11 protein-coding genes are annotated in these 14,552 nt (G+C 54.1%); 5 read left to right on the top strand and 6 right to left on the bottom strand.

All coding sequences use genetic code 11. The features are described 5' to 3' along the window. Positions 1 to 172: 172 nt before the first annotated feature. Both NST08_RS27435 and NST08_RS27430 read left to right on the top strand, forming a co-directional pair. Entirely contained in the window at positions 173 to 667 is a 495-nt protein-coding gene (locus tag NST08_RS27435; RefSeq protein WP_007128813.1) for a GNAT family N-acetyltransferase, read from the top strand. Between the two features lie 292 nt (positions 668 to 959). After that, on the top strand, positions 960 to 1,613 hold the full coding sequence (locus NST08_RS27430; protein WP_007128812.1) for an MOSC domain-containing protein: 654 nt from the start codon (positions 960 to 962) through the stop codon (positions 1,611 to 1,613). Between the two features lie 210 nt (positions 1,614 to 1,823). Here the strand turns inward: NST08_RS27430 and NST08_RS27425 are convergent, their stop codons facing one another. Next, entirely contained in the window at positions 1,824 to 2,372 is a 549-nt protein-coding gene (locus tag NST08_RS27425) for a GNAT family N-acetyltransferase (RefSeq protein WP_007128811.1), read from the bottom strand. Between the two features lie 40 nt (positions 2,373 to 2,412). Then, a complete protein-coding gene (locus tag NST08_RS27420) occupies positions 2,413 to 2,673 on the bottom strand; it encodes a DUF2164 domain-containing protein (protein ID WP_007128810.1) in 261 nt (86 codons plus the stop codon). Between the two features lie 318 nt (positions 2,674 to 2,991). On the opposite strand from NST08_RS27420, the gene NST08_RS27415 reads away from it, so the two are divergent. Beyond that, the gene (locus NST08_RS27415; protein ID WP_251535779.1) at positions 2,992 to 4,725 is read left to right on the top strand and encodes a glutamine--tRNA ligase/YqeY domain fusion protein; all 1,734 of its coding nucleotides are present in this window, start codon (positions 2,992 to 2,994) and stop codon (positions 4,723 to 4,725) included. A gap of 167 nt (positions 4,726 to 4,892) precedes the next feature. Here the strand turns inward: NST08_RS27415 and NST08_RS27410 are convergent, their stop codons facing one another. After that, positions 4,893 to 6,128 carry an MFS transporter gene (locus NST08_RS27410; protein ID WP_034274253.1) on the bottom strand — a complete coding sequence of 412 codons (1,236 nt, stop codon included), beginning with the start codon at positions 6,126 to 6,128 and terminating at the stop codon, positions 4,893 to 4,895. A gap of 182 nt (positions 6,129 to 6,310) precedes the next feature. Here NST08_RS27410 and mobA point away from each other — a divergent pair, with 182 nt between their 5' ends. Beyond that, positions 6,311 to 6,979: a molybdenum cofactor guanylyltransferase gene (mobA, locus tag NST08_RS27405; RefSeq protein ID WP_210094009.1), complete on the top strand. Its 669-nt coding sequence runs from the start codon at positions 6,311 to 6,313 to the stop codon at positions 6,977 to 6,979. Positions 6,980 to 7,252: 273 nt separating this feature from the next. Here mobA and moaA read toward each other — a convergent pair whose 3' ends face one another. Further along, a complete protein-coding gene (moaA, locus tag NST08_RS27400; RefSeq protein ID WP_341342513.1) occupies positions 7,253 to 8,257 on the bottom strand; it encodes a GTP 3',8-cyclase MoaA in 1,005 nt (334 codons plus the stop codon). 346 nt (positions 8,258 to 8,603) lie between these two features. Here moaA and NST08_RS27395 point away from each other — a divergent pair, with 346 nt between their 5' ends. Beyond that, positions 8,604 to 9,281: a TorD/DmsD family molecular chaperone gene (locus tag NST08_RS27395; RefSeq protein ID WP_210094008.1), complete on the top strand. Its 678-nt coding sequence runs from the start codon at positions 8,604 to 8,606 to the stop codon at positions 9,279 to 9,281. A 139-nt stretch (positions 9,282 to 9,420) separates the two neighbouring features. Here the strand turns inward: NST08_RS27395 and NST08_RS27390 are convergent, their stop codons facing one another. Both NST08_RS27390 and NST08_RS27385 read right to left on the bottom strand, forming a co-directional pair. Next, positions 9,421 to 12,735, bottom strand: coding sequence for an efflux RND transporter permease subunit (locus NST08_RS27390; RefSeq protein ID WP_210094007.1), 3,315 nt, complete (start codon positions 12,733 to 12,735; stop codon positions 9,421 to 9,423). 55 nt (positions 12,736 to 12,790) lie between these two features. Next, complete coding sequence (locus NST08_RS27385) at positions 12,791 to 13,720, bottom strand: TetR/AcrR family transcriptional regulator (protein ID WP_007128803.1); 930 nt, start codon at positions 13,718 to 13,720, stop codon at positions 12,791 to 12,793. Positions 13,721 to 14,552 lie beyond the last annotated feature (832 nt).

Genomic DNA, 14,552 nt, shown 5'->3' with positions numbered 1-14,552 from the left:
GTGTGTAGGGGATTCCGGTTCTGCTTGGACATAGGGTCCCCGCTGCCATTGTTCTCTCGGCCGGATCGAACGATATAGGATAGGCTGTTGCATACCGAGCTTACCCTGCAGCGGTTGCCCCCACCTGTTATAATAAAGAGGTACGCGCTGTTTAAAGTGAGGGGATGCTAGGGTGAAAGCCAGTCAGGAAATCGTCACCATCCGCTTGTCGGAGATGAAGGACGCCGCCCAGCTGATGGAGCTGGACCATCTGGTGTGGAACAGGAATACGGCCCCCGAGCCGCTGCATTGGACCTCGAGGGAGCAGTTTCTGCTGCATTGCCCTCCCGGAAGCCAGCTGGTAGCGGCTTGCGAAGATATATTATGCGGTTATGTCGGCTTTCGCTCTCCCAGCGGGCTGGCAAGCCATCGCCATGTGATGGAGCTGAATATTGCGGTCCATCCGTCCTATCAGCGCCAAGGCATCGGCCTGCAGCTGATCGAGGCGGCCAAGGAGCTGGCGAGTGGAGAGGGTATTGCCAAGCTGAGGCTCCGGGTGCTGTCCTCGAATCTTGCGGCCTTATCCTTCTACCGCGCTTGCGGTTTCCGGGAAGAGGGAAGGCTGGTCCGGGAGTTTTATGTGGATGGCCGGTATGTGGATGATATATGGATGTGCTGCTTTTTATAAAAATATCAGGAATGCTCAGCATCCGGCCCGGCGATGGGCGCGGTTTGGGATGAACGGTCCGGCGCTTGCTGCCGGGCCGTTTGCTGTATCCGGCCGGCCTTATGCAATGTCATATCCGGTATGCGTACAGGCCTTATGCAACGTCATAACCGGTATGCGTGTCGGACTCTGGAGGTTGAGCAAGCGCCGATGTGAATATGCTTCTTAGATTTGCCCCGTGATCAAATGATGACTTTTTGAACAACCTCATATAGTATGATGAAAAGATCAGATAGACGGAGGTAAAGTTGCCATGACGTTGGGAATCGTTTCGCTGAATGTAGGGAAGCCGGTCACGGTGGATTATGAGGGCAAGGCTCTGACAACCGGAATCTATAAGCAGCCTGTGCAAGGACCGGTATTTTTAAGCAATGTGAATTTCGAAGGGGACGGTCAGGCCGATCTCGTGAATCATGGAGGTCCGGACAAGGCGGTGTGCGCTTATCCATACGAGCACTATCCATATTGGCGAAGATCCCTAGGCAAGGATATGCCGTATGCCTCTTTCGGGGAAAATTTAACGCTGCAAGGCCTCCTGGAGGACCAGGTATGCATCGGCGATGTGTTTCGGATTGGCGAAGCAGTCCTGCAGGTCAGCCAGCCCAGATATCCGTGCTTCAAGCTGTCGCACAAGCACGGCGTGAAGGATATGCCGGCCAGGGTGCTGAACACGGGCTACAGCGGGTTTTATTTCCGCGTCCTGGAGGAAGGCGAGGTCAGCGCGGATTCCCCTGTGACCCGTCTGGATCGCCGCAGCTCCGGTGTAACGGTGCGGGAAGTGCTTCGCGTGATGAAGGAAGGCCGCAAGGATGAGGAGGCGCTAAGCCGGATGCTGGAGCTGGAGGAGCTGGCTGCAAGCTTGAAGGGGCAGTTCGCAAAGTCGCTGGAGAAATTAAGGGAATCCTAATTCAGCGAAAGCTTGATCGGCGTTGCACCCTGCAGCTTGCCGACCGCACTCTCAAGCTAGAAGCGGTCCGCGAAGTTTCACTGGATAGGTTTCCAGGCTATGACTTAGGCAGTAAAAGGGGACAGGCGCCTCCATCCATGACCTTGGCGATTCGCCGGATGTCTGGATGCTGCGTCCTGCCCCCGTTCGATAATAAAATAAAATTCCAATCTAGCCTAGCCGCTTCCATTCGCTCTGAATCATGCCGTAGACGGCATGGTTGACGTAGCCCTGGGGCAGCTTCTCCGCCTCGCGGATAACGCCCTCCAGGACGAATCCCAGCCGCTCCGGGATTGCCCGGCTGCGGTGGTTGGCGGTTGCGCAGCGAATCTCCACCCGGTTCAGCCCCATCCGCATGAGCGCATGGTCCGTGAAAGCCCGGCAAGCGCTCGTCATCAGCCCTTGTCCGGTGAATTGCTGATCAAGCCAGTAGCCGAGGCCGACGGAGCGGTTGTTCCAATCGATCTCATGGAAGGAGATCGTTCCCGCCAGCTCTTCCCTCACCCAGATGCCGGCGGAGAAGCCGCCGTTTTCCGCAGCCTGCTTCATGGCTCCTTTTATATAGTTGACGGTATCGTTAACCTCCTGTACGGAATCCACCCAGGGAAGCCACTTCCGCAGCCGGTCCCGTGAACGGTCCGTGATTTCGAACAGCGCCCGCGCATGCTCGATCGCAAGCGGACGCAGCTCGACGTGCTCGTCAAGCGCATATCCAAACATCTCGCATCTCCCTCTTTTGTGTTGATCCTAGTCCGCAGCTTTAGCGGGTTCGCTTCGTGTTCGTGTTTTTTTCCAGCGCGTAAATGTCTTCTTCCAGCGTAATCATCCGCTCATTTACGACTTGCCTGCAATCGCTGAGTGCCTGATTGTAAATGTAAGGTCCCAGGGTTGCCGCAAAATAGTCCAAGATGCCTTCCGCAGCTAGATGGCCGATCATTTCGCCGCGCTCGGTTTCGAAATAATGGCGGACTTCTTCGATCAGCAGATCGCGCTGTTCCTTGGCAAGCTTGATCGGTCTCATGAAGGAATGCCTCCTGTCGGCTGTTTTTGTATCCATGCTACCTCATTCCACAGCACCCCGTCAAAGCATATGTAGTGCCGCGGCAGAAGCTTTGGCTTACTCGCGGATTGCCCGCTTTTTGCTGGCTTGCCCAGCGAAGCTTCACATCCACTGGGCAGCAGGGGCTATAAGGGCTCCCAGCGGATATATCCGGTTTATTTGAAAGGACTGCCTTATCCCTTGGAAGCGCCCGCGTTCCTTGAACAATCGGGATATTACAGGTATATTTAAGGGAAACACGTTTATACAGGAGATAGACGGAAATTACAGGACGAAAGGTTGATCAACGTGGAGAACCACCGGGGCACCCCCTCCAACTTCATAAAAAATATCATCGCCGAAGATCTGAAGTCCGGCAAGGTGAAGGAGATCGTCACCCGCTTCCCGCCGGAGCCGAACGGTTACCTGCATATCGGACATGCCAAGGCGATCTGGATTAATTTTACGCTGGCCGACGAGTTCGGCGGACGGACCCATCTTCGATTCGACGACACGAATCCGGTGAAGGAAGACATCGAGTACGTAAACTCCATTAAGGAGGATGTAAAGTGGCTCGGCTTCGATTGGGAAGAGCTGCGCTTTGCGTCGGACTATTTCGAGGAAATGTACAATCGCGCGGTGCTGCTCATTAAGAAAGGGAAGGCATACGTGGACGATCAAACCGCCGACCAAATTCGGCAGACCCGCGGCACGCTGACGGAGCCGGGTCAAAACAGTCCTTACCGCGACCGCAGCGTGGAAGAGAATCTGGAGCTGTTCGAACGGATGCGCCGGGGCGAATTCGGCAACGGCGAGCGGGTGCTGCGCGCCAAGATCGACATGGCATCGCCGAACATCAATCTGCGCGACCCGGTTATTTACCGCATATCCCACGCGCATCATCACAATACGGGCGACAAGTGGTGCATCTACCCGATGTATGCATTCGCCCATCCGATCGAGGATGCGATTGAAGGAGTTACCCATTCCCTCTGCTCGCTGGAATTTGAGGATCAGCGCCCGTTCTATGATTGGGTGGTCGCCGAATGCGAGATGGAATGCACGCCGCGCCAATATGAGTTCGGACGGCTGAACGTTGCCCAGACCGTAACGAGCAAGCGCAAGCTGAAGCAGCTGGTGGACGAGCAGTATGTGGACGGCTGGGACGATCCGCGCATGCCAACCATTTCCGGCCTTCGCCGGCTTGGCTACACGCCGGAGGCGATTCGGAGCTTCGTCTATGAGACCGGGATCTCCAAGGCTTACGGCACGGTGGACCGTCAAATGCTGGAGCACTTCATCCGGGAGGATCTGAAGCTGAAGGCGCCGCGGACGATGGCGGTGCTGGATCCGCTCAAGGTCGTGATCACCAATTACCCGGAAGGTCAGGTAGAATGGCTGGAGGCGGAGAACAACTCGGAAAATCCGGAAATGGGCTCCCGCCAAATTCCGTTCTCCCGTGAAATATACATCGAACAGGAGGACTTCATGGAGAATCCTCCGAGCAAGTATTTCCGTCTGTTCCCGGGCAACGAGGTCCGTCTGAAGCATGCTTACTTCATCAAGTGCAACGATGTCATCAAGGACGAGAACGGGAAGGTCATCGAAATACACTGCACCTATGATCCGGAGACGAAGAGCGGCACCGGCTTTACCGGCCGTAAAGTCAAAGGGACGATCCATTGGGTCGAAGCGAGCCAGGCCGTGCCTGCCGAATTCCGCCTGTATGAGCCGCTGTTCAAGGACGAGGAGGCTGAAGCCGAGCCGGAACTGACGCAGGAGGCCATCGGTGAAACGGAGGAGAGCACGGAAGCTGCTGCGGAGAAATCCTTCCTTGACGATATTAACCCGAATTCGCTTCAGATCGTGCACGGGTTCGTGGAGCCGAATATGAAGGATGCCAAGCCGCAGGATAAATTTCAGTTCTTCCGTCATGGCTACTTCAATGTCGATACGAAATATTCGCAGCCTGGGCGTCCAGTATTTAACCGGGTCGTCTCGCTGAAGAGCTCGTTCCAGCTCCCGAAAAGCTAAGCACTTCAGGGCACTGTGATGCAGAACGGTTACCACAGCCCCCCTTAACCAACAAGACTCGAAGATTCCGCTGGGCGGCGTCTTCGAGTCTTGTCATATACTGCGGATATTCCAGGGTACATCCCGTGCCAAGGTCAAGCCTTGAGATGAAAGTACACGTGTGAGGATCAGACGGTGGAGTATTCCTCCTCCGCGTCGTCCGGCAGTTCATCGGGCTGCCGCGGCTGGTACCCGTGCTTGTGCAGATTGTACCACATCCAGCCGAAGCCGATGACGCCGATGATCGCGAGCATCATCCCGGTGCGGTACATCGTCTGGGCGCCGAAGTTTTGAAACATCCAGCCGCCGGCGAGACCGCCGACGACGCCGGAAATCCCGCTCCAGCTTAAGGTATAAATCGCTTGTCCGGATGCGCGGTACGGCTTCGGGACGAACAGCATCGTAAGCTGCACGCCGACATAGAAGTAGCCGCCGAAGGTAACGCAGTGAAGCAGCTGGATCAAGGCTACATGAACCGGGCTGCTCGCTTCAGCCATCAGAAGCCAGCGAAGGGCAAAGAGCAGGCTCACGACCGCCAGGCAGCCGACCAGCACATGGATCTTCCGTTTCAAGAACCGGTCCAGGACAAGGAAAATGACAACTTCAAACACCGAAGAAAAGAAGATGGCCAGCCCCACCGTCTGCGTCGTGCCGCCAAGCTCCAAAATATACAGCGACATGAACGTATTGTTGGCCGTATTCGGGATGGATACCAAAATGCCCAAAACGATAAACCAGACAAAATACGAATTCAAAAACAGCTGGCTTAATCCCTTCAGCGTTACGGTAGCTGACCCGGTCGTCTTCTGCACGCCGGGAAGCGTGAAGATGAAGATGGCCGCCACGAACAGCATGATCGAGAAGACGATGGAAATACGTCCGGAGCCAAGCTGATCAATGACAGGGCCGGCTGCGATCGCGGTCAGGGCCCAGCCGAGCGAGCCCCATAGCCGGAAAGAGCCGAATTTGTGCCGGGTTCCGTCGATATAGGTCAATATTAGCGAATTGGTCTGCGAGAACATCGGGGTCTGAAAAAAATAAAACAGAATCATGGCCATATAAATCATGGCATACGTATTCGCTTGGAAGACAAAATGAACCAGGAGCAGCGTGCCGGTCATCATCATCAGAAGCACGCGCTTGATATTCGCTGTCCGGTCGCCCCAGTAACCCCAGAAGGGGTTGGCGAAGATCGACACGAAGGGAGCTATGGCCATCAGACTGCCGATCTCGATTTTGCTCATGCCGATATCTTGCAAATACAGCTGAAAGAAACCGGTGAATATGACCATCGTTCCGTAAATGAAGAAGTTGAACAGCTTGAGCGATGTAAGAGAAGGTTGATCTTTATCCATATTCCGCAAGCAGGTCATTCCTTTCAAACCGAATGCATTATGTTTGCGGCATAACCACACCGCTTACCTTCTCCAATGTATCACGCATTGAAAAGGGATACAAACCATCTTTTGTTAGTTTAACCTTAATTAACTTAATTACCAATTGGAGGATTCTGTAGTCAACTTGTATATCAGAAAGGGGTCAAAACATGATGGAGGTTGGGGAGTGGAGACGCAGCAGTCCGTCCGAGCGGGTGGCAGGCATTATTCTTGCAGGCGGGGCTTCCCGTAGAATGGGGGCAAACAAAGCGCTTTTGTCCTTGAACGGAGAAAGCCTGATTGAGCGAACCGTTCGGTGCCTGGAACAAGTCTGCGGGCGAATCCTCCTATCGGCCAATGATCCGGATTCGTTTCGGCATCTCGGAGTGGAATGCGTGCCGGACGTTTATCCCGGCCAAGGGCCGATGGCAGGGATTCATGCTGCCCTGATGGCGTCCGATCGCCCATGGAATATGGTCGCAGCATGTGACATGCCGTTCATCAGTCCGGCATTGTTAGGTGCGCTGCTCGGTCTCGCTGAAGCTGGGCAAGGCCAAGGGGATCCGGCAGCAGCCGGGCCGGGAGCGGTTATTCCGGTGATCCAAGGGAGAATTCATCCGCTGCTGGCCTTGTACCGGAAGGAAACGGCGGCTGGTCTCGAGCGAAGACTGCAGGAGGGGGAGCTGCGCATGACCGATTGGGTCGAAGAGCTGGATGCCCTGCTCGTGCCGGAGGACCAGCTGGAAGCCTTGATGGGATGCTCCCCACGCAAAGCGGTATTCAACATGAACCGCCCGGAGGATTACGAGGAAGCTTGTCGTATGGATGCAGAGGATTAAAAGCTGCGATGAGCCGCTGAAAGTTCAGGTTCTGGGAAAAGGAAGGGGAAAAGGAAAAGAGGGAAAATGTTCTGGTGCCGGATCAACGAAAAGTCCGTACATGGATCCGAAGGCGGCAGCGCAGATCAGGGGAATCAAAGAAAGCCCGGCTGATTGGATATCAGCCGGGCTTTTTGCAAATGTTGAAAGCTTTGACGTGTCATTGGCTTGCCGTCCAAACGTCGATGCTGAGCATCGTGCGGCAGCCATCGTTGATAAATTTATCGTTCGATATTATCCCCCGATTTGCGACATGCGCCGTACGGTCGGGGTATGGCTTTGCGTTTTTTTCTCGAGCGCGAGCGCCATCTCGTGGTTGAGGGGCTTGGCGCCCAGGGCCTTGCGGAACAGGTCCGCCACCGCGACCGGATCATCGATGACCCGGCGGACGTTGAATTCGTCGGACCAATACAGGCAGGCCTTAATGTTGCCGTCCGCCGTCAGCCTGAGCCGGTTGCATGAATCGCAGAAATGGTCGCTGACGGGATGAATCAGGCCGAAGGTGCCGACGGCGCCGGCCACCTTCATATTGCGGGACGGGCCGTTGCCGGAAGGACCCTTCTCCTCCCGAACCTCCCAGCCCGCCTCGCCGCACACCTCCTTGACCCGGCTAAGCGGCAGGTAGGAGTCCCGCCATTCCTCGGAGGCATGGCCGATCGGCATGTATTCAATAAACCGGACATGCAGCGGGCGATCCAGCGTCATGGCGATAAAGTCGCGGATTTCATCCTCGTTGAAGCCCTTCATCAGCACCATGTTCAATTTGATCGGGTCGAGTCCGGCTTCATAAGCGGCTTCGATGCCTTTCAGCACCTTATGCACACTACCGCCGCGAGTGATTCGGGCGTAGCGCTCCTCCTGAAGCGAATCCAGGCTAATGTTGATGCGGGTCAGTCCCGCTTCCTTCAGAAGCTTGGCTTTGGAGGGCAGTAGCAACCCGTTTGTGGTAAGAGATATATCTTTAATTCCATCAATGCTCGCAATCATATGGACTAAGGCTTCAAGATCTTTCCGCACCAGCGGCTCGCCGCCGGTCAAGCGAACCTTAGATACACCCATGGGGGCTAGCACGCGCAAGACAGCTGCAATTTCTTCATAACTCATAATCTGATCGTGGGGCTGGAATTCCATTCCTTCCTCCGGCATACAATAGACACAACGCAGGTTGCATCGATCGGTGACCGAGATGCGGATATAATCATGGATCCGACCGAAGGAGTCTGTCAGCGGCTCAATCATTGAAATCCCCCTTTAGTTGCATGACATGGTCACATTGTAGCCATTCCCCGAACAGGAGTCAATGAGGGTAAGCCCTGTTTTTAATAGGACAAGCCGGGATCAGATTTCATGAGCCTGTGATCGGTCTCACAGAAAGCGTTTACCATTGCCTGTTATAATGAAGCTGCAGATAACCGCTTTCTCCCCTTGGAAGCAGGAAGTCGCGGCATTCTCATTTTCCGAAAGTTTCCTTAATTTTCCGAAACTTTCGGAAATCATTTCAAATCACTTTCAATAGACAATCATCTAAGCTATACTGTCATGGATATCACATCCAACAAGAGAGGTTACCATTAGGAGGTTCGAAATGGCGATATCACCTGTTCAAACATTGGAGGTACCTGACGTCTGTCACCGGTGGCTGGAAAACCGAGGGACGGTTTATGAGCTTTTGATCGATTTTATGGGCAACTCGCCCAGCTTGTCTATGATTGCGGAATGGAGCCGCGGAAGCGGGATCGGCAAAGCAGCGGAAGGCACCCAAGGGGGAGCCGACCTGGTGAATTATTTATGCGGCCGGTCACCCGAGGAGCTGGTTAAGATCTGCGAGTACGAAGGGGTGGAATACCGCCGTTTGCTCGAGCGGAACAAGCAGCGCCCGCTGTCCGAATCGCAGTATACGAAGAGCGGCTGCGTTCGGGATGTTGCCGAGTGTTATGAGACGGTCGGCGTCGCGTTTAACAAACTGCACGGAGAGGCCGACGATCATTTGGCGATCGAGTTGGAATTCATGACGGTGCTCCACGACCGGATGCTGAATAATTGCTATGGCGAAGACGGCTTGCTGAAGCTGATGGCCGCACAGGAACAATTTTTGGAGGAGCATTTGCTGGCGTGGGTGCCCTCGCTCTGTGAGGATATGAAGGCCTCGACGGATAGCCCGCTTTATCGGGCATTGTTCCGCTTGCTGGAAGAGTTTCTTATGCAGGATTTGCGGATGCTGAAGGTATGGAGGCAATCCCGTGAGGCGGAGCTTGTACATTAACCAAGCGGATAAAATGGAGCGAATGTGAAAGTCTGGATGGCTGCGCTCGGTCCGAAAGCATGCTATAGAATGAACAAAAGGGCATCATTCGAGTCTTAGCAGACCTGAATGGTGCCCTTTTTGTTATAGACGAGCCGTTTTATTCGGCAACTTGTTTCTTGCGGAATTTCATCAAGAACTCATACACGATCGGTACGACGACAAGCGTCAGCAGCGTGGAGCTGATCAAGCCGCCGATTACCGTGATGCCGAGTCCACGCGAGATAATTCCTGCGCTGTTCTCCCATCCGAATACGAGCGGGAGCAGAGCGCCGATGGTCGCGAGTGCGGTCATCAGGATTGGACGAAGACGGGTGACCCCTGCCTCGAGCAGCGCTTCGCGAGTGCTGAGGCCTTCGCGCTCTTTGTGAATCACGCGGTCAATCAGAACGATCGCGTTGGTGACGACAATACCGATCAGCATCAGCACGCCCATCAGCGAGGAAACGTTAAGCGTTTCGCCGGTCACCAGCAAACCGATAATCGCCCCGATGACGATGAACGGCAGCGAGAACAGAATCGCGAACGGAGCGAGCGCGCCCCCGAACGTGACAACGAGAACGAAATACACGATGGCGATCGCGGCCAGCATGGCGAGACCCAGCTGCCCGAACGTTTCATTAATCTGTTCCGTAACTCCGCCGAATTGTACGGAGACGCCGTCCGGAATTTCCAGCTTATCGACTTCAGCTTCCAAGTTGCTGGATGCTGTTCCAACGTCATTGGTCAAAATGTCGGCAGTTACCGTCACAACCATTTTACCGTCGATGCGTGTGATTGTATCAGGAGTCGTTCCTTCCTCGACTTCGGCAACGTCCTTGATCGGCACCTCGATGCCAAGCGGGGATGTTACGGTTTCGTTCTCAATCTCCTTGATGCTCTTGTAAGTGGTCGTATCGGCTTCGATGTAGACATTATAGGTTTTGTCCTCAATGTTTACCTCTGTCAGCACCGGACGTTCGCGTACCGGGCTAAGCTTCATGGCGAGCTGTCCGGCGGTGAGACCGAGCGAGCTCAGCTTCTCTTGATCAGCGACCAGCGTGTACTGCTCAAACGCCTCGGACAAGCTTGTTTCGGCGTTATCGAATGTCGCGGTGTCCTTATTGGCGAGCTCCACAATCTGATCGGCTACCGGCTTGATCTGATCCAGAGAATCGCCGAACACGTTCACCGTCAGCTGGTTGCCGCCAAAGCCGCCGGCCATGTCCATGTTGGCCCAGGTTCCTTCCGGAACGGCCTTCGTCAGGTCTTCAATCAGGGCTGTTTTGACATCCTCAAAGTTCTTGGTGTCCGATTCATACATAATATAGAACAATCCCGAATTAGCAGAGCCCATGCCAAGCGGATTGCTGCCCCCGATGGAATACTGCATTTTCTCTACGCCCGGCTGATCCATGATCAGCTTCTCGGCTTTCAGCGCACGCTGCTCAACATCCTCGAGCAGGACGCCCGGCTCAGGGGAATACGTCACCATTACGTATTTGTCTTCCTGCTCCGGAATGAAGCTGACGCCCAGGAATTTCGTAAGGAACAGGCTGCCGACCAGCAGAGCTACCGCCATCAGGAAGGTAATGGCCTTATGATTCAAGGACCATTTCAGGATGGAGCGATAGCCTTTGGCGATTGCGCCCGGCTTCTCCGCATGGTCATGCTTGTTCTTCAGTCCCTTGCGGAAGAGACTGTGTGCCATGGCCGGCACGAGCGTGATCGCAACGACGAGAGAAGCCAGCAGCGCGAATACCATCGTCAATGCGAATGGCATGAACAGTTCGCCTACCATGCCGCTGACCAGGGTGAGCGGCAGGAATACCGCGATCGTTACGATGGTCGAGGACATAATCGGCACGAACATTTCGCGGGTGGCGGCGCTGATGAGCTCCCTGCCTGAAAGCTTCTCGGTGGAAAGCGACATGCGCCGGTATATGTTTTCAATAACAACGATCGAGTCGTCCACAACCCGTCCGATGGCAACGGTCATCGCGCCGAGGGACATCATATTCAGGGTGATATCCATCTGCTGCAAGCACAGAATCGCAATCAGCAGGGACAGCGGGATCGAGATGATCGAAATAATCGTCGAACGGATATTGCGAAGGAAGATCATAATGATCAGGACCGCGAACAACGCCCCGTACAACGCTTTGAAAAGCATCGTATGCACAGAGTCTTCGATCGGCTTGCCTTGGTCGAGCATAATGGTCAGATCCATGTCCGGATACAATTTGCCGAGTTCTTCGGCCTTATCCTTCACGAGGTTGACCACGTCAACGGTGTTGGCATCATTGGACTTGACGATCTGAATGCCGATCGATTCCTTCCCGTTGGTGCGGGAGATCGATTCCGAGGTGCCGATGACGTTAATATCGGCAATTTCGCTCAGCTTCACGGTAGGGATGCCGGCAGGAGCGCCGGTTTGTCCGCCTGGAGCGCCTTGTCCCTGAGCGCCTGCGGCACCCTGGCTCTGACCTTGGGCACCTGCGGCGCCTTGTCCCTGACCTTGAGCGCCTGCGCCTGTCTGCGTTGCTGCCTGGGCACCCGTGCCGTTCTGTGGAGCTCCTTGGTCGCCTGCCCCTGCTCCGGCCCCTTGACCGGCAGCAGCTCCCGGCTGACCAGCGCCGCCTGCGTTCGGAGCCCCTGCTCCTGCACCGGCTTGCGCGCCTGCACCGCCTGGAATAACGGGGATCGCCAAGTTCTTCAGATCATCAATGGTAATGATCCCGCCGTCGATCGCAACGGCCTTTTGCGATTTATCCATCTCGAACATGCCGAGCGGAACGTACAGCGAGGAAGCTTGGACGATCTGCTTCACGGTATCTTCCGTGAGGCCAAGCTTATCCATTTCGTCCTGCTTGAATTTCAGCTGGACTTCATTGACGTATTGGCCGGCAACCTGGATGGAAGCTACGCCGTCCAGATCCTCGAGAGCAGGCACGATGTCATTCTCGGTAATGCGGGTCAATTCGTCGAGCTTCATGTTATTGCTGTTCGAAATACTCAGCGAGACCACCGGCATCGAGCTCATGCTGAATTTCGAGATGGTCGGCTTCTGGGCCTCATCCGGCAGCTGAACCTCTTGGATGGCTTCGCGAACGGCCGCTGTCGCATTGTCGAGGTCGGTTCCGTAATCGAATTCGACCATGACATTTGCCGCATTCTCCATTGAGGTGGAAGTGACGGTCTTTACGCCATCGATATTCCGGAGACGCGTCTCCAGCGGCTTGGTAACTTCCTCCACAACGCCTTCGGGTGCGGCGCCCGGATAAACAGCGGTTACGCTAAGGAACGGCACGTTAATATCCGGGATTGTTTCCTGTTTCATCGTCACCCCGCTGTATAGTCCGGCGAAGGTTACGATGATGGTTAGCAGCCAGATGGCAAATTTGTTCCGCAGCGAAAAATTAATAATTCCTTTCATGCGTCGGGTTTCTCCCCTCTCCATAACTTATGTCTCTAGCTTTGAACAAATCTTCCTATGTCATTCCGCCAGGTGCTAAGTAGGTTTCCAGTACGGTCGTGATGGTATTCTTCAGCTCTTCATATAAGTCTTCCAGACCTTCGATTCCTTCAAGGTTTCTGAGCATTCCCTTCAGTACCGCCCGGCTCGGCTGGAGGGTGATCAGTTCCTTCTCCATAATCCCGAGGGACTCCAGGGTGTCTTGCCGGAGCTCGTGATCAAGCTTCAGCTGCTTTAGTTCATTCTTCATTGCCTTAATCACGATAAGCGGGTGACGCGGCGACCGCAGGTCGACCTGACACAGATCCTTCTGCCCCAGAACGACCTCCAGCGGAATAAGCGGCTTCGGCCGCCGGCGAAGCATGCTTGCCATCACGTCGTCCATCAGCTGAATAAGGTGTTCGGCTGTTTGTCCCACATTCAGGTGGAAGTCCGGCATGAACAGGAACCGGATGTAGGTGCCCAATATACCGCCCATGAGCATGGCGATCTCCATCGTGTAGGGAGCGGCTTCAGGCCCGTAGATGACTTGAAGTTTATGGTTAAACCACTGCAATGCCTGCACAATTTCCTGCTGGGCGTTATCCTTGTCAAACGGCGGCTTTCCCGGCACTGTCTGATCGTGAAACTGCTTCAGCAGAAATTCGCGAATCTCCATGAAATGGATAAGTAGCACCTCGGCCTGCTTGCGAAGCTGTTCCCTCGGTTCTAGGAGCGGATCGTTATCCACCCGCAAAATCTCATCCTTGATCCGGCCTATGATATGCTCGTAGATGCTCTTTTCCAATTCCTCTTTGGATTTGAAATGTAAATATAGGCTGCCTTTCGACATCCCGCATACTTCGGCGATCTCCTGCATGGAGGTTTCCGAGGCGCCCTTCGCGGAAAACAGCTGCATCGCAGTGATGAGAATTTGCTGCCTTTTATCTGCCGTTTTATCAGCCAAGCCTGATTTCACCTCACTCGGGAACTTGAGAGTTCCGTTATTGACCTCGCGGTCATTTCCGATTATAAAGGAAAAAGAACGGCCGTTTCAACTTTCGTGAAAGGCCGTTCTTTTTAAAGATCTTATACTAGTTATGAATAAGGGCTTACTTCCGCCATACAGGTATCCAAAAGGGACTTGTTTCCGCTGTATAGGGCTATATCGGTCTCACAAGTACTCAAAAGGTACTTGTTTGCGTCGTATGAGGTTATATTTGCCACACAGGTACTCAAAAGGGACTTGTTTCAGTCACATGGGGCTATACTCGCCTCACAAGTCCCGAATAGGGACTTGTTTCCGCTGCATGGGGCTATATCCGCATCACAAGTACTCAAAAGGGACTTGCTTCCGCCACATGGGGCTATATTCGCCACACAAGTACCCATAAGGGACCTGCTTCCGCCGTATGGGGCTATATTCGCATCATAAGTACCCAAAAGGGACTTGTTTCCGCTACATGAGGCTATAATCGCCACACAAGTACTCAAAAGGGACTTATTTTGCAACAATGGAGCTATATTCGCCTCACAAGTACTCAAAAGGGACTTGTTTCCGCTACATGAGGCTATATTCGCCTCACAAGTCCCTAAAAGGGACTTGCTTCCGCCGCATGGGGCTATATTCGCCTCACAAGTCCCTAAAAGGCATGAGCGTTGCATAAAACCTATCACAACTTTTGCTGAAGTTACTATTTCTGTAACTACCTGTATCTTTTTCATGGACAAAACAAAAAAAGGCTCCTAATTTAGAAGACGTAGCACGTTGTCCACGACCTCTAAAAAGGAGTCCAACC

This window comes from Paenibacillus sp. FSL K6-1566 (assembly GCF_038050475.1).
Lineage (GTDB): Bacteria > Bacillota > Bacilli > Paenibacillales > Paenibacillaceae > Paenibacillus_AQ > Paenibacillus_AQ lactis.
Note: the sequence above shows the minus strand (reverse complement) of the source record. Positions and strands in the feature narration are given on the sequence as shown.

What these genes read in the sequence shown, in the direction of transcription:
- NST08_RS27430 (WP_007128812.1), top strand. Translation starts at nt 960, where the DNA reads ATGACGTTGGGAATCGTTTCGCTGAATGTAGGGAAGCCGGTCACGGTG.
- NST08_RS27425 (WP_007128811.1), bottom strand. Translation starts at nt 2,372, where the DNA reads ATGTTTGGATATGCGCTTGACGAGCACGTCGAGCTGCGTCCGCTTGCG.
- NST08_RS27420 (WP_007128810.1), bottom strand. Translation starts at nt 2,673, where the DNA reads ATGAGACCGATCAAGCTTGCCAAGGAACAGCGCGATCTGCTGATCGAA.
- mobA (WP_210094009.1), top strand. Translation starts at nt 6,311, where the DNA reads ATGATGGAGGTTGGGGAGTGGAGACGCAGCAGTCCGTCCGAGCGGGTG.
- moaA (WP_341342513.1), bottom strand. Translation starts at nt 8,257, where the DNA reads ATGATTGAGCCGCTGACAGACTCCTTCGGTCGGATCCATGATTATATC.
- NST08_RS27395 (WP_210094008.1), top strand. Translation starts at nt 8,604, where the DNA reads ATGGCGATATCACCTGTTCAAACATTGGAGGTACCTGACGTCTGTCAC.
- NST08_RS27390 (WP_210094007.1), bottom strand. Translation starts at nt 12,735, where the DNA reads ATGAAAGGAATTATTAATTTTTCGCTGCGGAACAAATTTGCCATCTGG.